Origin of the sequence: Mesorhizobium sp. M0676 (genome assembly GCF_040320535.1) — a bacterium.
In the GTDB taxonomy this organism is placed as follows: Bacteria; Pseudomonadota; Alphaproteobacteria; order Rhizobiales; family Rhizobiaceae; genus Mesorhizobium.
The window spans coordinates 33715-51171 of the sequence record NZ_JAMYPU010000032.1 but is presented as its reverse complement, the minus strand read 5'-3'; the positions used below and the strand labels follow the sequence as shown (position 1 = coordinate 51171).

Below are 17457 nucleotides of genomic sequence, written 5' to 3'. Positions count from 1 at the left end.
CGCCCGGTTTTTCGGGTAAACATTGCTTGGCGTCGCGGCAAAACGCTGAAAAGCAAGGCAGATCAGGGGATCAGTATGGTCGTGCCAGTGGTCTTGCGCCCTTCGAGATCGGCTTGCGCCTTGCCCGCGTCCTTCAGCGCATAACGCTGGTTGATCTTGATCTCGACCGCACCGCTCAACACCACGTCGAACAATGCCGCGGCGGAGACTTCGAGGTCTTCACGCTTGGCGTTGTAGACGAACAAAGTCGGCCTGGTAGCGAACAGCGAGCCCTTCTGCGCCAGCAGCGACATCGAAAATGGCGGGATCGGTCCAGAGGACTGACCGAAAGAGACGAACATGCCGAGCGGCTTCAGACAGTCGAGCGAGGCCGGGAATGTGTCGTTGCCGACCGAATCGTAGACGACGTCACATTTCTTGCCGCCGGTGATGGCGGCGACGCCGGCGACGAAATCCTGCTCCTTGTAGTTGATGACATGGCCGAAGCCATGCGCCTTGGCGAGCTCGATCTTATCGGTTGAGCTTGCCGTGCCGATCACGGTGGCGCCGAGATGTTTTGCCCATTGTCCCAGGATCAGCCCGACGCCGCCGGCGGCGGCATGAAATAGGATGGTGTCGCCTGCCTTCACCTTGAAGGTTCGGCGCAACAGATACTCCGCCGTCATGCCTTTAAGCATCATGCCGGCGGCCTGTTCGTCGCTGATGCGGTCCGGCACCTTGACGACGCGGTCGGCGGCGACGACGCGCTCCTCGGCATAGGCGCCGACACTGACGGCATAGGCGATGCGGTCGCCCGGCTTCAGCCAGTCGATGCCTGCGCCGACCTCGAGAACCACACCTGCCGCCTCGCCGCCCGGGATCAGCGGGAAGCCGCCGGGCGGCGGATAGAGGCCGATGCGGTGATAGACATCGATGAAATTGAGGCCGATCGCGGTGTGCCTGACCAGGATCTGCCCGGCGCCGGGTTGTCCCGGATCGGCGTCTTCATAGGTCAGGACTTCCGGACCGCCATGGGCGTGGATACGGATTGCTTTGGACATTTGTGGGCTTTCCTGCGGTCAGGCTTTCTTAGTGTCCGGCTTGGCGCCGAGTTTGGGGAAGAACTGCATGATACCGCCGATGCAGGCGAGGTAAAGTCCGGTGATGGTGATGCCGACCTTGGTAAAGACGCCGACCTGTTCGCCCAAAACGCCGATCTGGTCGTAGAAGGCGGCAAGGGCCGCCTGCGCCAGCGCCAGCGCACCGAAAGCACACCAGAGCAGCGTCATGCCAAGATTGATTGGCCGCAGCCGCACCACCCGCACGGGATGAATGAAGTTGATCGGCACGAAGGTGAGGATGCCGGCCGCCACGACGACGCCGAAGGACACCCACTGTCCCGGCTCGATGACGAACAGCGTGAACACGACCATGTTCCAGACCACCGGAAAGCCTTTGAAGAAGTTCTCCTTCGTCTTCATTCCGGTGTCGGCATAATAGATGGCGCTGGACACCACGATGATGGCCGCCGACAGGAAAGACAGCCCTTCGCCCATGAAGCCGCGCTGGTAGAGCGCGAAGGCGGGGATCAGCACATAGGTGACATAGTCGATGATGTTGTCGAGGAGTTCGCCCGACCAGGTCGGCAGGATCTCCTTGACCTCAAGCTTGCGCGCGATCGGCCCGTCTATGCCGTCGACGAACAGCGCCAGCCCCAGCCACCAGAACATCGCCGTCCAGCGTTGCTCGCTTGCCGCCACCAGAGACAGGAAGGCCAGGAACGAGCCAGACGCGGTCAACAGATGCACCGAGAATGCCCGCGCCTGCGGCCAGGTGACCTTTTTCTTCGGCCTGGGTATCCGGTCGGTGATCTTTTTGGCGGCATTCCTGGCGGTTGTGTTCTTGCTCACGGGCCCCGCCAATCCAGTTTGCAGATTTCGGCCGAGCGGCCGGCAAAGTTCCAGTTGTGGCCGAACGCCCGCATCTTGCTTTTGTCGGACCTGGCCACGATGATCTCCGGCGCGATCCAGTATTCCGAGTTGCCGATCACGGTATCCTTCTCGCGATCCTTGCCGGGAATCGGTGTGACCGCCCCGTCGATGATCTTCGGTATCTGGAAAATACGGGTCTTGTCACGCGTCTCGTAGGTGATCGGCACCTGCTCGACACCGAGGAACTTGCCGACAAGGATCGACAACAGCGAGGTTGTTCCGCCGGCCTTCCCGGTGAAGATCCTGGTCAGCGCTTTCACCGCGTAGACGGAGGCGCGCTTGTCGATGAACAGGCCTGCGGTCCAGTTGCCGCGGCTCATAAAGCCGGGGATTTCCATGACCAGACCGAGATTGAGGCCGGACAGGTCGACCTCGCCGAAATGGCCTGCGTCGATGCGGAAGCCCGCCCAGGTCTGACAATAACCCTCCGTCGGCGGATGGCTGCCAAGCGACAGCACGCAAGGACAAAAAACCGTGCAATTGCAGGAGAGTACGAGCTCTCTTTTCATTGCCCAGCCTTGCTCTGCCATGGAATTCTCCCCCGTCATGCCGAGACTACTAGCAGGGCGACTACCCAGACAAGCAGTATCGCACCGGCCACTCGGGTTGGAAGGCTGCCGGTGGTCTGTTTTTCGATCAAGGTGAACAGGCCGATCAGCGCCATCCAGAACACGTTCATCGCGCCGACGGCAAACATCACCAGCATCAGCGCCCAGCAGCAGCCGAGGCACCACAGGCCCTGCTTCAGCCCTAGCCGGAAGATGCCACCCGGCTCCGCGCTCCAGTTGGAAAACAGTGTCGAGAACGGGTTCCGGCATTTTGTCAGGCAGGCCTGCTTGAGGCTGCTGAACTGGTAGAGGCCGGCAACCAGCAGCGCGGCCGCCGCGGCAAGGCCGCTCACCGGATCGAGCAATCGAGCGGAGGACGTAAATGCGTGGACGAGCAACGTCAGCACCGCGAAGCCGATAGAGGCGACAAGCCATGTCGAGAGGTAGCCGGCAGCCAGGACCAGCGGATGGGCCACCGGCTCGCCCTTGATGCGGGCGGTGTCGGCGATTTCACAATAGGTACGGATCATCGGCGCCGCCGACGGCAGCATCGTCGCCACGGCCATCAAAAACCACATCACGATCAGCGCCAGAACCGGTGCGCCGCCGGCATCAAGTGGTGCGGGCGTCAGGCACATGCCGAAGAAGCGGTCGAGGACATCCGGCAGCGGCAGTTGCGGCAGATATCGCAGGACCACATCGCCTGGTACGCCGGGGAGCCGGGCTTCGGCGCCGCGGATCGCCATGGCGCCGAGAATGAACCAGGCGAGCAGAATGCCGCCGGCGATGGCGATGTTGACCGTCAGGCGGGGGCTGCGGGCCAGGCTTGCCGTGGCGCGACCGGCGCGGTCGAGATGGCTGAAATCGTCCTGCTGGCCGGTCATGACAACCGAATGAGCCTAATCGCCGCGTTGATCAAGCCGCATGGTCTGACCTATATCCATGGGTAGACACCTGCATCGCAAACTGGAAGTCCAATTTGGATCATCGCGAGACAGCACGGATACTGGTAGCCGGCAGCGGCCCTGCCGGACTGATCGCGGCGCTCGGTTTCGCCGAGGCGGGCTTTCCGGTAACCCTGGTCGGACCCGAAGCAGGCGGGCCCGATGGCCGGACCACGGCGCTGATGAACCCTGCTCTCAAGGTTCTCGATCGGCTGGGCGTGCTGGCCGAACTTGCGCCGAAGGCCGCGCCGCTGAAGGTCATGCGCATCGTTGATGCGACCAGCCGGCTGATCCGCAGCCCGGTGGTGACTTTTCGCGCCATGGAGATCGGCGAGGAGCAGTTCGGGCTCAACCTGCCCAACAGTGCGCTGAACCCGACGCTGGCCAAGTCCGTCGCGGCCCATCCCGGCATCGAATGGCTGACGTCGATGGTCGAGAGTTGGCGTCTGGACGCCGATCAGGCGCATGCCGTCTTGACTGATGGTCGCGAAGTCTCGGCCGCGCTTGCGGTCGCTGCCGATGGGCGCCTGTCGCCGGCGCGCGAGGCGGCAGGCATAGTGGCCTCGGTGCGATCCTACCGCCAAGCGGCGCTGGTGCTGAATTTTGGCCATCGCAGCGAACACGGCTTCACCTCGACCGAGTTCCACACAGAGACCGGGCCGTTCACCCAGGTGCCGCTGCCCGGCAACCGCTCCAGCCTCGTCTGGGTGGTGAAACCGGAGGCGGCGAAGGACCTCGCCGCACTCGATGACGCGACGCTTTCCGAGCGTGTCGAGCAGCAGATGCAGTCGATGCTGGGCCGGGTGTCGGTCGAGCCCGGCCGACAAATTTACCCGCTTTCAGCGGCATCACCGGGGCGCTTCGCGCAAAACCGTGTGGCGCTGGTCGGCGAGGCTGCACATGTGTTCCCGCCGATCGGGGCCCAAGGTCTAAACCTCGGCATCAGGGACGTCGAGGATCTGATTGGAATCGCACGCGAAAATCGCGGCGACCCTGGCGCCGCAAGGGCTTTGGCCGCCTATGATTCCAGGCGCCGTCCCGACATTCAGGCGCGTTCGGGCGCGGTCAACCTGCTTAACATGTCGTTGCTGTCGGACATGTTGCCGGCGCAGATGGCACGCAGCGCCGGCCTCAATGTGCTCGGCAGTTTCGCGCCGCTGCGCGCCTTTTTCATGCGCGAAGGCTTGAGGCCGGGCAGCGGCTTTGCGGCGCTTACCGGCGGTTCAGGGAAACAGGTCCGGCGGTAAGATGCCGTGGCGGATCATGTAGAGCAGCCCGGTCACCGTCAGCACCGAGAGGCAGGTGGTGATCAGCACGCTGGCCGACGCGCGTTGCACCCAGACGCCATATTGCTGGGCGATGACGAAGACGTTGGTTGCGGTCGGTAATGCCGCCAAAAGCACGGCTGAAAAAACCCAGATTTCGGAAAAGTTCCCGATCCAGCTCAGCACGACGTAGCAGAGCGATGGATGCAGGATCAGCTTCAGCGCCGCGATCGACGCCAACTCATGCGGCACGCGGTTGAGGGGCCGGAGCGCAAGCGTCACGCCCATGGCAAACAGGGCGCAAGGGGCGGCCGCCCGAGACAGATATTCGAGCAGGCGATCGACCGGCTGCGGTGGGTGAAAGCCGAGATAGGCGGCGCCGACGCCAAGCGCGGTCGCGATGATGAACGGGTGCAGGACGATTTTCCTGACTACGCCGAGGATGAGCCGCCACGGCGATGTCTTGTCGTCGCCCGACAGCGCCATCATCATCGGCGCGATGGCGAAATGCATGATATTTTCGAAGCAGAAGATCAGCGCGACGGGAACCGCCGCTTGTTCGCCGAAGGCGAGCAGCGCCAGCCCCGGCCCCATATAGCCGATATTGCCGTAGGCCGCGGCCAGCGCCTTGATCGTCGACTGGGCGATCTCGCCGCGCGACGCCGTCACCGACCATACGAACATGATCGAGAAGATCGTGTAGGTGGAAAATACCGAGCCGAAGATGAAGCGCCATTCGGTCAACTGTTCGAACGGCGTGCGGGCCAGCAATTGGAAGAACAGGGCAGGAAGCGCGACATAGACGATGAAGGTGTTCATCCAGCCAAGCGCTTCCAGCGGCTGCCTGGTCATGCGCGCGACCAGAAAGCCGATGAAAATCAGCCCGAAGAACGGAAGAACAAGACCGACAATGTCAGACATTTTTGCCCTGGCCCGAAACCCCGGGACCGGGCTAGCCCGTAGCTTCATCGGGCGTCAAGCGCTTCGGCATTGAACTGACACGCCATCTGCGCCAAATAAAGCCTGATCCCAGACCTAAGTCGGGCTCGATTTTTGGCCACGGTGTGTGTAAATTCAAAGCCTTAGAGCGCTCTTCGCACATTCGAGGGGACGCCGGGCGCTCTAGAGGCTTAGTGGTGAGTATGATGAAAACGGCCAAATTTTCGATCGGACAGGTGGTTCGTCATCGGCTGTTTCCGTTCCGCGGCATCATTTTCGATGTCGATCCGCAATTCGCCAACACCGACGAATGGTACGAAGCCATCCCGGCCGACGTGCGGCCGCGCAAGGACCAGCCGTTCTACCATCTGCTCGCCGAGAATTCGGAAACGGAATACATCGCCTATGTCTCCGAGCAGAACCTGCTCGAGGACCAATCAGGTGAGCCGGTCCGTCATCCGCAGATCGGCGAGATGTTCTACAAGCGGCCGGATGGACGCTACGAGCCGAAACGCCAGTCGAGACACTGACATCACCTTGCATCGACGTGACGACAACAAAAAAGCGGGGCATGACCCCGCTTTTTGTCGCTCCGGTATCTGTCCCGGCGATTAGTTGGCGGCTTTGGCCTTGGCCTGCTCGTCCTTGAGCTTCTTGGCGAAGTCCTGGTTGTTCTTGACGACGAAATCCTGAAGTTTTTTCTGCCGATCCTCGATGTCCGACTGCTGCAGCGGCGCGCCGTCAAAGGCGCCGCTGAAGCCGGTCAAGGCAACCTTGATGGGATTTGGCTGACTTTGGAAGTTGATCGAGGTCAGCGTGATCGCCTGTCCCTTCTTGAAGGACGCGACGAGCGCGTCGGTCAGCGGCACTTCGGCAACGCAACGGTCGGCGAAGCAAATGACATAATCCAGCTTCGTCGCCTTGCCGGCGTCTATCTGCAGGGCGATGCCGGGGGGCACCAGGCGACCTGGGGGAACCGTGACCTGGAAGACCTTGCGGTTTACCTTGCCCTTCAACTCGATCAGGCTGACGCCGGTGACGAACTGGCCGTTGCCGGCAGTGATGATGTTCTGGACATTGCAGATGTCGACATCTTCCTGCTTGGTGCAGGCCTTGAACCAACCCTGCGGAATCTGTTGCTGTGCCGAAGCGGTGGGAAGTCCGGCGCCCAGAAAGCCGACCACGCCCGCGGCCAGGACCGAAAGGCGGTATGCGTTGCTGTTCAGGCTCGTCATGTCGTGCATTTCCTCTCAAATGATCCCGGGACCGGCTTCTTCGCGCCGTGTGGTCCTGCTACCTGTTGCCGAATTGAGGCAACAGAATGACTTCGGAGCGCGTGTTACACTGCATGAGCAGCCGAATCCAGCCCGCCGCCTGCAATTCTTGGCCTCGCAATTTGGCTCGTGCGATTTGGGTTGATGTATCTGGCCGGAGCGCCGCGGCGCCATGTTAGGGTGCACTCCGAATCATCAAGCCGCCCAGTAAGGAGACGGTCATGGGCCGCATTCTTGTTTGGCTGATCGCCGCAATTTCGTTCTTCGCCTTTGCACCCGGCGTGGCGATGTCGGAACCGAAACATGCCATCGCCATGCAGGGCGAGCCGGCGCTGCCAGCCGACTACCAGCATTTCGACTACGTCAATCCCGATGCGCCGAAGGGCGGCAACATCACTTACTGCGTCGTCGGGAGCTTCGACAATCTGAACCCGTTCATCCTGAAGAGCCTGCGCACCACGGCGCGCGGCATGCAGGACCTCATTTTCGGCAATCTCGTCTTCGAGCCGTTGATGATGCGCAACTACGACGAGGCCTTCACCCTCTATGGCCTGCTCGCAGACAGCGCCGATATGGACCCGGAGCGCAAATCGATCGAATTCCACCTTAATCCAAATGCGAAGTGGTCGGACGGTGAGCCGGTGACGCCGGATGACGTGCTGTTCACCTATGATGTCTTCACCGACAAGGGCCGCCCTCCCTACAGGGATCGCATGAGCCTGGTCGCCAAGCTCGAAAAGACCGGCGATCACAGCGTGCGCTTCACCTTCAATGACAAGGCCAATCGCGAGACCCCCTTGATCATCGCGCTGACGCCGATCATCCCAAAGCACGCCTTCAACAAGGATACCTTCGACAAGACGACGCTGAAGCCGGTGATCGGCAGCGGTCCCTACACCATCGACAAGGTGCAGCCGGGACAGCGCATCGTCTTCAAGCGCAATCCGAATTACTGGGGCAAGGACATCCCTTCCAAGCGCGGCTTCGACAATTACGACCAGATCACCATCGAGTACTTCCTCAACGCCAACGCCAAGACTGAAGCGTTCAAGAAAGGCATCTGCGCCATTTACGATGAGGGCGATCCGGTCAAGCGCGAGCGCGATATCGATTTTCCCGCCTTCCATCGCGGCGAGGTGATCGCCGAGACCTTCGACACCGGCATACCGCCCGTGGTGACCGGGTTCCTGTTCAACACGCGGCTGGAGAAGTTTTCCAATCCGGAGGTGCGACGCGCGCTCGGCATGCTCTACGACTTCGAATGGGCCAACAAGAACCTGTTCGGCGGTAAGTACACGCGCACGATGAGCTATTGGCAGAATTCCGAACTTTCCGCGCTCGGCCATCCCGCCAGCGACAGGGAAAAGGCGCTGCTGGCGCCCTACCCCGGCCGCGTGCCGGCCGATGTCATGGACGGCAGCTGGCGCCCGCCGGTGAATGACGGCACCGGCCAGGACCGTAAGGTGCTGAAGGTGGCGTTCGACCTGCTGAAGAGCCAGGGCTACACCGTCAAGGACGGGGTCCTGCTGGACCCAAAGGGAAACCCGTTCGGTTTCGAGATCCTGACGGCCTCGCAGGACGAGGAACGCTTTGCCGCCATCTATCAGCGCTCGCTGGAAAAGATCGGCATCGCGGTGACCATCCGCAGCCTCGAGGCCGACCAGATCCAGTCGCGCAAGCAGCGTTTCGACTTTGAGGTTCTTGTCGGGTCGAGCGGGTTCAGCAACTCGCTGTCTCCCGGTATGGAGCAGAACCTTCGCTGGGGTTCTTCAGAGGCCAAAAGAGAAGGTTCATTCAATCTGGCCGGCGTCGCCGATCCGGCGGTCGACGCGGCGATCGACGCGATGCTGAGAGCACGGACCAAGGAAGACTATGTCGCCGCCGTGCGCGTGCTCGACCGATTGCTGATCTCCGGCAATTACATGGTGCCGATGCAGTACAACGCGCAGCAATGGCTCGCTTACTGGAATTACCTGGACCATCCCAAAAAGACGCCCATATTCGGTTATCAATGGCCGACCTGGTGGCGCAAGCCGAACTGAGCGTGGCCGAGATCGGTCTCGCTGAAACGTTCGGCTGCAGGAGATCAAGATGAGCGATGACAATTCCATTACCGTCGACGTGGTTTCCGACGTCGTCTGCCCCTGGTGCTTCGTCGGCCAGAAGCGGCTGGATAAAGCGATTGCCGCTGCCGGCGACGTTGAGGTTCATGTGCGCTGGCGGCCGTTCCAGCTCGACCCGACCATCCCGCCCGAGGGCAAGGACCGGCGCGAATACATGCTGGCCAAATTCGGCAGCGACGAGCGCATCCGTCAGATGCATGCCCGCGTAGAGCCGCTCGGCGAAGCCGAAGGCATCAATTTCGCTTTCGACGCCATCAAGGTCGCCGCCAACACGCTGGACGCGCATCGTGTCATCCGCTGGGCCGGTGCCGCCGGTGAAGCCGTGCAGAACCGGCTCGTGCGCCGGCTGTTCCAACTGTATTTCGAGAAAGGCGGCAATATTGGCGACCACGCCGTGCTGATCGATGCCGCCCGCGAGGCCGGCATGGACGCTGCCGTGGTCGAAACGCTCCTGCCGACCGATGCCGACGTCGAGGAGGTGCGCACAGAAATCGCCACGGCATCGCGGATGGGGATCACCGGCGTGCCGTGCTTCCTGCTCGAAGGCAAATACGCCGTCATGGGCGCGCAGGACGCCGACACGCTGACTGATGCCATCCGCCAGGTCGCGGCCGCAAAGGCCAAGGGCGAACTGGAAAAGGCCGGCTAGAGCCTGTTCCATCCCGATGGAAATCGGGATGGGCTCTATCTCCTTATTTGAGCATGATCTGATCCGAAAACCGGCAACCACTTTTCGGGATCATGCTCGGGTTATTTCACCGTCACCTTGGCTTTGCTGAGGAAGAAGCCATGCCCGTTGCTGCCCGTGCAGGTCAGTCCCTTGGTTGACGACTGGCAGGTAAACGGCCCTTTGCTCCAGCTGTTGCCATAGGCCAGCTTCGCGACATCGCTGCAGCAGCCCTGCTCTCCCGGATTCTTGATCAATGTCGCCGGGCCGTTCGGCCCAAGGATCACGGTGACGTAGCTGGGCTCGACGCGCGAACAGCTCAGTTCCGGACCGCCATCCTGTGGTTCGTAGGTGCTGGTGCCGCCCTTCGGCGTGTAGATGCAGCCGATGTTGCCGGACGGAGCATTGAACTCGATTTGCCCTTCGGCGCTTGCCGGAATGGTCTGGCTGACGGCATGCGCAAGAGGCAGCCAGGCAAAGAGCGTCACCATTGCGGGAACGGCTGCGCGTGCAAGCATTGGGGAGCTTCCTTGTTGGGGACCGGACATGCATCGGTGCCGACAGTGCCCGGCAAGGTTCATTCCAGTGCGCTTGATTGTCAAACGGTGTTGAGCTGCAGCTAAAAAGCGTGGGCCAACTCATGAGCAGTCGCCGTGCAGGAGCGACGATCTTGCGTGCCCAACCATGATGGCCGGTGAAATGATTCGGGCGGCCTGGGGCGATCACGGACGGCAATTTTTCGGGCGATCCGGTTAGCGCGCGGTGGGAAAACCGGCCGACGGGCAGGCCTTTTGGTCACAAAGCCGTGTATGAGCCTTCCCTCAGGGAATATATTCGCACATCTGAGCGTTCTCGCAACACATTGAAACAAAGGACAAATTTGACCCAGAGACGGCGATCTCGCAGCACCAACTGTTGCCTCATGGCAACGGCGGGTGGGCTGCTTCACATTCGCCGGCATAAAATTCATAGAAAATGATCAATTGGTGTTACTATCCGTAACAAAACTAAAAAAGGTTTGGGCGGGATTGTGATTCGGGTCGACGGACCGCGACGTTCAATATCGGCACTTTGGAACCGCGACGCCCCCGCCGGGCCGTCGCCCCTGACGCCAGTATCGTCGATGCGGACCTTCTGGGGACTGATGCGGGCCTACTGGTTCTCGGACCGGTGGAGAGAGGCCTGGGCTCTCACCGTCGTCCTCGCACTCATCATAGCCCTGTCGAGCAAGGCCGACGTCTGGTTTACCGTGTTGGCGGGCGAACTGGCAGCCTCAATCGCTTTTTTTCACGACGCCGCGAATACCACGCCCCTTGAATCGGTGCTTACCAATGCCGGCCTGCTTGTGCTGCTGGTCGTGTTCAAGGACATGGGAATCATAGGCGCCTGCAAATTTGTATCGGCGACATTGCATCGCAAATGGCGCGCCTGGTTGAACGCGCGTTTCAATGCGGCGCTGCTCGATACCAACCATACGCACTACCACGCTCAGAATGGCTCGCCAGATGCGCCAGCGCCCGACAACATCGATCAGCGCTTGCAGGAATCGATCAAAGACATGGCGGGCGGCGCCATCGGGCTTGCCCAAGGTGTCTTCGGCGTCTTCACCTCACTTTATTTTGTCGGCGGCGCTTTGCTGGCGAATTCCGTGGAGGTAAAAGGCCTGGATGCCCTCGGCAGCTATGGCAGCGCCGTCCTCGCTCTGCTGGCGGTTGCCATCTATGTGCCCGTCAATACCTGGATCGCGATCAAACTCGGCGGAATGCTGGAGTGGCTCAATGTCAGGATGCAGAAGGCCGAAGGCACCTATCGCAGCGAGCTGATCACCTTGTTGCGCCGCAGTTTCCATGTGTCGGCGTCGCAAGGCGAAGACGTGCAAAAGACGATACATGGACGGCTCTATCTGGATATCGATACCACCTGGTCGAAGCTCAACATCGTCAACACCCTCTATGCGGGATTCGAATCGGTCTATAATTTCGTCGGGGCCAAAGTTGTCGCCTACGGACCTGGTCTGGTGCCGTTCATCCACAACGGCGTCGACCTCAAGGGCTACATAACCGGTTCCGAGCAGGTCAACGCGCTGATCAGCAAATGTTCCTGGTTCATCCATGTCATGCCGAGTCTCGCCACCTTGCGGGCCAACAGCCAGCGCGTCATCGAGTTGGCGCACGCCATTGAAAACGTCCAACAGCCGCAGGAATTCTACAGCCAGACCGGCCGTTCCGACTTCCACTATGCCAGCCAGAACCCGGTCTTCGGCCTGACCATCCAGAAGCTTGAACTGGCGCATCAGGGTGAAGACGCCACGCCGTTCCTGAGCGCAGCCAATCTGCGCTTTCGGCGCGGCGAGTGGGCATTCCTCAAGGGCGAATCCGGCTGCGGCAAGACTTCGCTGATCAAGGCGATCAACGGCTTGTGGCCTTATGGCCGCGGCACCATCGTCTTCCCTGACGGTGTGAGGAGCTTCTATGCCGCCCAGGAGGTCAAGCTGCAGCTGGTGTCGCTGAAGCAGCTGGTGTGCCTGCCCGGCTCCGAGGACGACTATGGCGATGCGCAGGTCGCGGCAGCCCTGCACAAGGCCGGCCTTGGCGATTTCATCGAACACATGGCCGATGAAAGCCGCGAGGGAAAGATCTGGGACCAGCTGCTGTCCGGCGGCCAGAAGCAGAAGCTGGTTGTGGCCCGCATCGTGCTGCAGCAACCGGGACTGCTGTTCCTCGACGAAGCGACCGGCGCGCTCGATCCCGATGGCAAGATCGCCTTCCATCAGGCGATCAAGGACAATTGCCCCGATGTCACGGTGATCAGCATCATGCACGAGGCGGTGGCGCCACGCTCGGCCTCGGGCGAGGAATTCTACCATAGCGTGGTCGCGATCGCCGACGGCGTCGCCACCAAGAGGCCGCTTGTTCCGAACCTTCCGCGCGAGCTCACCACCATCCTTACGCAGCCGCGGCCGGTCGAGGACAAATGGATGCGTTTTTCACGCCGGCTGAAGCAGAAATAGCAGCCACGCCGAAGCGCGTTCCGCCACTGGCGGCGGGGCACTCGCTCCCTCCCCTTCAATAATCATCACAGTCTCGCGATTGGGCCGGCTCCCGGCTGTTTTCCGCCACCCCCGCGATTGACTCGCCAAGATGCGCTCCTATGTTGCGCCCGCTCGCTGAATTCCAACTCGAACCCGCGAGCAGAAAGGTCACCGCGCCATGCCTGGCGACAGTAGTCGAACGCAACCGCCGTCCGCCTCGATGTGACCTCTAACGGCTCACGTCCCGCCGGACGGCAAGGAGTGAGCCATGAACGAATTTACCCCCGTCGTAGCGGGCGACGATGCCGTCGCTATCGCGCGTATCCTTGCCAATGATCACGTCGCCGATGTCGTCGAGGCCCTGAACCGGGAAGCTCGCGATACCGCGATAGAACTGCTTTGCGAAATGCCGTTCGAGCGGCTGGTCGAGATCTTCGACCAGCCTGAACTCGACGGCGCCTCCGATCTGGCCGAGGCGCTGCCGCGCGCCAAGGCGTGCAAGCTCCTGACCGCCATGTCGGTCGACCGCGCCGCCGATATCCTGCGCGAACTGGACGAACCGGCGCGCTCCGAGCTGCTCGGCGGGTTGGTCCCGCCGCTGCGGGCAACGCTGCTTTCCATTCTCGGCTATCCCGAAGGCAGCGCCGCCTCAATCATGACGACCGAATTCGTCAGCGTGCCGTCGGACTGGTCCGTCGGGCGCACGCTCGACTATATCCGCAAGGTGGAGCGGACGCGGGAGACCGTCTACGCCATCTACATCGTCGATCCAGACACGCATGTGCTGGTGCGCTCGACCGGCCTGCGCCGGCTGATCCGATCCTGTCGGTGGCGCCGGATCGCGCCCCGGTGACGGTGACGCCGCTGACCGATCGCGAGACACTGGCGCAGACGATCTCCAAATATGACCTGCTCGCGGTTCCCGTCGTCGACCACGGCAAGATCCTCGGCATCGTCACCATCGACGACATCATCGACACCATGATCGAGGAGACGACCGAGGACGCGCACCGTTTCGGCGGCATGGAGGCGCTCGACGAGCCCTACATGAAGATGAGCTTTCTCGCGATGATCAAGAAGCGCGGCGGCTGGCTGTGCGCGCTGTTCATCTCGGAGATGCTGACCGCCAATGCCATGCAAAGCTATGAAGGCGAACTGCAAAAAGCGATCGTGCTCACTCTGTTCATCCCGCTGATCATGAGCTCGGGCGGCAATTCCGGTTCGCAGGCGACCTCGCTCGTCATTCGCGCGCTGGCGCTGCGCGAGATCGGCCTTCGCGACTGGTGGCGGGTGGCGTTGCGCGAATTGCCCACCGGCTTCGTGCTCGGCGCCATGCTTGGCGTGGTCGGCATCTGCCGCATCGCGCTCTGGCAATATATGGGCTTCTACGATTATGGGCCGCATTGGCCGCTGATCGCGGCGACCGTGGGGGCAGCACTCGTCGGCATCGTCACCTTCGGCTCGCTGTCGGGGTCGATGCTGCCGTTCGCGCTGAAACGGATCGGCTTCGATCCGGCGAGCGCCTCGGCGCCGTTCGTCGCCACGCTGGTCGATGTCACCGGCCTGGCGATCTATTTCTCGGTGGCGCTGGTCATCCTGCGCGGCACTTTGTTGTAATAAGCTTCAGGCCTCCCATCGCGGTGGCAACAGCGGCTGCCATGGGGGGTTCTTCAAGATCGAGCGCGCGGGCGTCAATCGACCCGCACGCCGTTCTTCACGCGGTAGGTGGGCTTGTACATGGTGACCAGTTCCTCCGCTGCCGTCGGGTGGACGGCCATGGTGCGGTCGAAATCATCCTTGGTGACGCCGGCCTTCAGCGGAATGCCGAGCAACTGCGCCATCTCGCCGGCGTCCGGCCCGAGGATGTGCGCGCCGAGCACTTTTCGCGTGGCGCCATCGACCACCAGCTTCGTCAGCATCTTTTCGTCGCGGCCCGACAGCGTGTGCCGCATCGGCCGGAATGTGGCGCGGTAGATTTCGATATCGGAGTAGCGCTTGACGGCATCGTCCTCGGACAGCCCGACGGTGCCGATCTCCGGCTGTGAGAAGACGGCGGTCGGAATGGTGTCGTGGTCGGGCGCGGTCGGATTGCCCTTGAATGCGGTCTCGATGAAGCACATGGCTTCGTGGATCGCCACAGGCGTCAACTGCACGCGGTTGGTGACGTCGCCGATCGCCCAGATGTTGTCGATGTTGGTGCGGGAATACTGGTCGACAACGATGGCGCCGGTTATGCCGAGCTCGATACCGACGCCTTCCAGGCCCATATTCTCGGTGTTTGGGAGGCGGCCGATGGCGAGCATGACCTGGTCGATCGTCAGCACCTTGCCGCCGGTGACCAACGCATCCAGCCTGCCGTCCGGCCGTTTGCGGACCCATTCCGACACGGCGTGGCAGAGGATCTTGATCCCCTTCTTTTCCATGGTTTCGTGCAGCATGTGCCGCAGGTCCATGTCGAAGCGCGACAGTATCTCCTTGCCGCGATAGACCAGCGTGGTGTCGACGCCCAAGCCATGGAAGATATTGGCGAATTCGACGGCGATGTAGCCTCCGCCCTCGATCATGATCGCCTTCGGCAGTTGCTTGAGGTCGAAAACCTCATTGGAAAAGATGCAATGCTCGTGACCGGGCAGCGCCGGGTGCGGCGCCGGCCGGCCGCCGGTGGCGATCAGGATCTGGTCGGCGGTGACGGTGCGGTCATCGCCCAGGAGATGCACGACATGCGGGTCGACCAGCATGGCGCGCGAGTGGAACGTCTCGCCGCCGGCGCCTTTCACGTTCTTTTCGTAGATCGCTTCCAGACGGGCAATCTCGCGGTCCTTGTTGGCGACCAGCGTCGGCCAGTCGAAGCTCGCCTCCGGCACCGTCCAGCCATAGCCGGCGGCGTCGGCAAAATGCTCGGGAAATTGCGAGGCATAGACATAGAGTTTTTTCGGCACGCAGCCACGGATGACGCAGGTGCCGCCATAGCGGTATTCCTCCGCGATGCCGACACGTTTGCCGAGCGCTGCCGCTACGCGCGCCGCCCGAACCCCGCCGGAGCCGCCGCCGATGACGAAGAGATCGTAGTCGTAGCCGGCCATGCTGCTGTTCCTTGCCCCAAGAAATGTTTGAGACAGGTAGGCTGCATGAAGCCAAAAGAAAAGCCCGGTTTCCACCGGGGTTTCTGGTTCAGCGGCAAGGGTGCCGGTGGCGAAATCAGATGTCTTAGTTCTTGGGCGCTTCCGGCTGGTCACCGTCTGCGGGCGCATCGCCGTCGGCAGGTGCAGCGCCATCGGCCGGGGCAGTTGCGTTATCCGGTGCAGGCGCGGCCGGAGCAGCGGCCTTCGCGGCTGCTGCCAGCGTTTCGCCGACCTGCTGGGCGAGATCGCGCGCCAAGCCGTTCTGCCAGATGTCGGCGGCCTTGACCAGTTCGCGCGTCACGTTGGGGCCGTTGTCGAGCAGCTTCTTGCCGGCATCGGAATTGTAGAAGGCGGCGATGTCGGTGAGATCCTTCTCGGAGAACACCTTGGCATAGGCGAGCGCTGCTTCCTTCTCCAGATCGGCACGGCGCGAGGCCAGCGCCAGTGCCTTCTCGCTGACGGTCTTGCCGATCAGCTCCTGCATATCAGGGTTCTTCTGGATGAGCTGCTGCTCGAGCGAGGCCGCCGCTTGCGGCAGGATGTTGTCGAACGAGTCGGTCGCGTGGATTGCCGTGACCGCCGCCCGTGCCGCCTTCAGATGCGATTCCGTGATCTCCTGCGAGAACGCCGGGGAAGAGAAGGCGAAAACGGCCGAAGCCGCCAGAACGGCGCAAAGATTGCGAACCCGGTTATGCAACATCATGATCGGTAGAACTCCCTGGTTTTCGGGCGGCATGGACGGTTTGGATGCCGTCGCCGCCGGCGATGATGGCCGCTGACGCCAGCCCGATGAAAAGACCATGCTCGACCACACCAGGAATGGCATGGAGAGCATTCGAAAGCGCTCTTGTATCCGGAATGCGGCCAAAAGATGCATCGAGGATAAAATGGCCGCCGTCTGTAACAAAAGGCTGGCCCCCCGTCATCCTCAATGTAACCGGGCCGGAAAGGCCGAGACTTTTGGCCGCTGCCGCGACCGCGATTTCGGTCGCGCGCAGGCCGAACCGGTTGACTTCGATCGGCAAGGGAAACCGGCCAAGGGTGTCGACCATCTTCGAGCGATCGGCAATGACGATCATGCGCTGAGATGCCGCCGCGACGATCTTCTCGCGCAGCAGCGCGCCGCCGCCACCCTTGATCAGCGTCAGCGCCGCGTCGATCTCGTCGGCGCCGTCGACGGTGAGGTCGAGCTCGGGCGTTTCCTCAAGCGTCGACAGCGGCACGCCGAGTTCGCGGCAAAGGGCTGCAGTGCGCTCCGACGTCGGCACGCCGATGACGGTCAAGCCCGCGGCGATCTTTTCGGCCAGCAGCCGCACGAATTCGTCGGCCGTCGTCCCGGTGCCGATGCCGATGCGCATGCCGTCGCTGACATGGGCAAGGGCAGCCCGCGCGGCCTCGACCTTCAACTGCCTCGCATCCATGCTCGCCCCGGGGATTTGGCTTGGTTCTGATTTTTCTGGATGCGCGCTCCTAGCACTTTTGCCCGCAGGGTCAAAGACTTTGGCTCGCACCGGCTTGCCTGAAAGAAGCGCAGCCGCTATCGCCTGCCTGCAATGCATCAGCCACAGGACAGG

The 17457-nt window shown here is 61.9% G+C and carries 15 protein-coding genes and 1 pseudogene; 6 read left to right on the top strand and 10 right to left on the bottom strand.

The window, feature by feature from the left end; genetic code table 11:
• Window positions 1-62 precede the first annotated feature (62 nt).
• From NKI35_RS26685 to NKI35_RS26670, 4 genes are read right to left on the bottom strand one after another with little or no spacing between them, the layout of a single operon-like run.
• Window positions 63-1040 (bottom strand): quinone oxidoreductase family protein, encoded by a 978-nt coding sequence (locus NKI35_RS26685; RefSeq protein ID WP_352741825.1) that lies wholly within the window; start codon window positions 1038-1040, stop codon window positions 63-65.
• A gap of 18 nt (window positions 1041-1058) precedes the next feature.
• Window positions 1059-1889 carry a phosphatidylcholine synthase gene (gene pcsA / locus NKI35_RS26680; RefSeq protein ID WP_023682522.1) on the bottom strand — a complete coding sequence of 277 codons (831 nt, stop codon included), beginning with the start codon at window positions 1887-1889 and terminating at the stop codon, window positions 1059-1061.
• A complete protein-coding gene (locus NKI35_RS26675) occupies window positions 1886-2500 on the bottom strand; it encodes a DUF1326 domain-containing protein (protein WP_352741824.1) in 615 nt (204 codons plus the stop codon). The genes pcsA and NKI35_RS26675 overlap by 4 nt, the downstream gene beginning before the upstream one ends.
• Before the next feature lie 14 nt (window positions 2501-2514).
• A complete protein-coding gene (locus NKI35_RS26670) occupies window positions 2515-3402 on the bottom strand; it encodes a DUF2182 domain-containing protein (RefSeq protein WP_023691318.1) in 888 nt (295 codons plus the stop codon).
• 95 nt (window positions 3403-3497) lie between these two features.
• Here NKI35_RS26670 and NKI35_RS26665 point away from each other — a divergent pair, with 95 nt between their 5' ends.
• Entirely contained in the window at window positions 3498-4709 is a 1212-nt protein-coding gene (locus tag NKI35_RS26665; protein WP_023726573.1) for a UbiH/UbiF family hydroxylase, read from the top strand.
• Here NKI35_RS26665 and NKI35_RS26660 read toward each other — a convergent pair.
• The gene (locus NKI35_RS26660) at window positions 4686-5648 is read right to left on the bottom strand and encodes an AEC family transporter (RefSeq protein ID WP_023741221.1); all 963 of its coding nucleotides are present in this window, start codon (window positions 5646-5648) and stop codon (window positions 4686-4688) included. The genes NKI35_RS26665 and NKI35_RS26660 overlap by 24 nt on opposite strands.
• A 224-nt stretch (window positions 5649-5872) precedes the next feature.
• Between NKI35_RS26660 and hspQ the strand changes: the two genes are divergently transcribed.
• On the top strand, window positions 5873-6196 hold the full coding sequence (hspQ, locus tag NKI35_RS26655) for a heat shock protein HspQ (RefSeq protein ID WP_352741823.1): 324 nt from the start codon (window positions 5873-5875) through the stop codon (window positions 6194-6196).
• Between the two features lie 81 nt (window positions 6197-6277).
• Here the strand turns inward: hspQ and NKI35_RS26650 are convergent, their stop codons facing one another.
• On the bottom strand, window positions 6278-6901 hold the full coding sequence (locus tag NKI35_RS26650) for an invasion associated locus B family protein (protein WP_023668972.1): 624 nt from the start codon (window positions 6899-6901) through the stop codon (window positions 6278-6280).
• 260 nt (window positions 6902-7161) lie between these two features.
• Between NKI35_RS26650 and NKI35_RS26645 the strand changes: the two genes are divergently transcribed.
• Window positions 7162-8982 (top strand): extracellular solute-binding protein, encoded by a 1821-nt coding sequence (locus NKI35_RS26645; protein ID WP_352741822.1) that lies wholly within the window; start codon window positions 7162-7164, stop codon window positions 8980-8982.
• Window positions 8983-9031: 49 nt separating this feature from the next.
• On the top strand, window positions 9032-9712 hold the full coding sequence (locus NKI35_RS26640; RefSeq protein WP_023726576.1) for a DsbA family oxidoreductase: 681 nt from the start codon (window positions 9032-9034) through the stop codon (window positions 9710-9712).
• 101 nt (window positions 9713-9813) lie between these two features.
• Here the strand turns inward: NKI35_RS26640 and NKI35_RS26635 are convergent, their stop codons facing one another.
• Window positions 9814-10248 carry a hypothetical protein gene (locus NKI35_RS26635; RefSeq protein ID WP_023682515.1) on the bottom strand — a complete coding sequence of 145 codons (435 nt, stop codon included), beginning with the start codon at window positions 10246-10248 and terminating at the stop codon, window positions 9814-9816.
• 605 nt (window positions 10249-10853) lie between these two features.
• On the opposite strand from NKI35_RS26635, the gene NKI35_RS26630 reads away from it, so the two are divergent.
• Window positions 10854-12740: an ABC transporter ATP-binding protein/permease gene (locus NKI35_RS26630; protein ID WP_352741821.1), complete on the top strand. Its 1887-nt coding sequence runs from the start codon at window positions 10854-10856 to the stop codon at window positions 12738-12740.
• Window positions 12741-13029: 289 nt separating this feature from the next.
• Window positions 13030-14378 (top strand): annotated as a pseudogene (mgtE, locus tag NKI35_RS26625) (magnesium transporter).
• A 74-nt stretch (window positions 14379-14452) separates the two neighbouring features.
• Here the strand turns inward: mgtE and gor are convergent.
• The 3 genes from gor to rpiA all read right to left on the bottom strand — a co-directional run bounded on the left by gor (window position 14453) and on the right by rpiA (window position 17304).
• The gene (gor, locus tag NKI35_RS26620) at window positions 14453-15844 is read right to left on the bottom strand and encodes a glutathione-disulfide reductase (RefSeq protein WP_023691326.1); all 1392 of its coding nucleotides are present in this window, start codon (window positions 15842-15844) and stop codon (window positions 14453-14455) included.
• Window positions 15845-15968: 124 nt separating this feature from the next.
• Entirely contained in the window at window positions 15969-16586 is a 618-nt protein-coding gene (locus tag NKI35_RS26615) for a DUF2059 domain-containing protein (protein ID WP_023668979.1), read from the bottom strand.
• The gene (rpiA, locus tag NKI35_RS26610; RefSeq protein ID WP_023726579.1) at window positions 16573-17304 is read right to left on the bottom strand and encodes a ribose-5-phosphate isomerase RpiA; all 732 of its coding nucleotides are present in this window, start codon (window positions 17302-17304) and stop codon (window positions 16573-16575) included. The genes NKI35_RS26615 and rpiA overlap by 14 nt, the downstream gene beginning before the upstream one ends.
• Window positions 17305-17457: the final 153 nt, after the last annotated feature.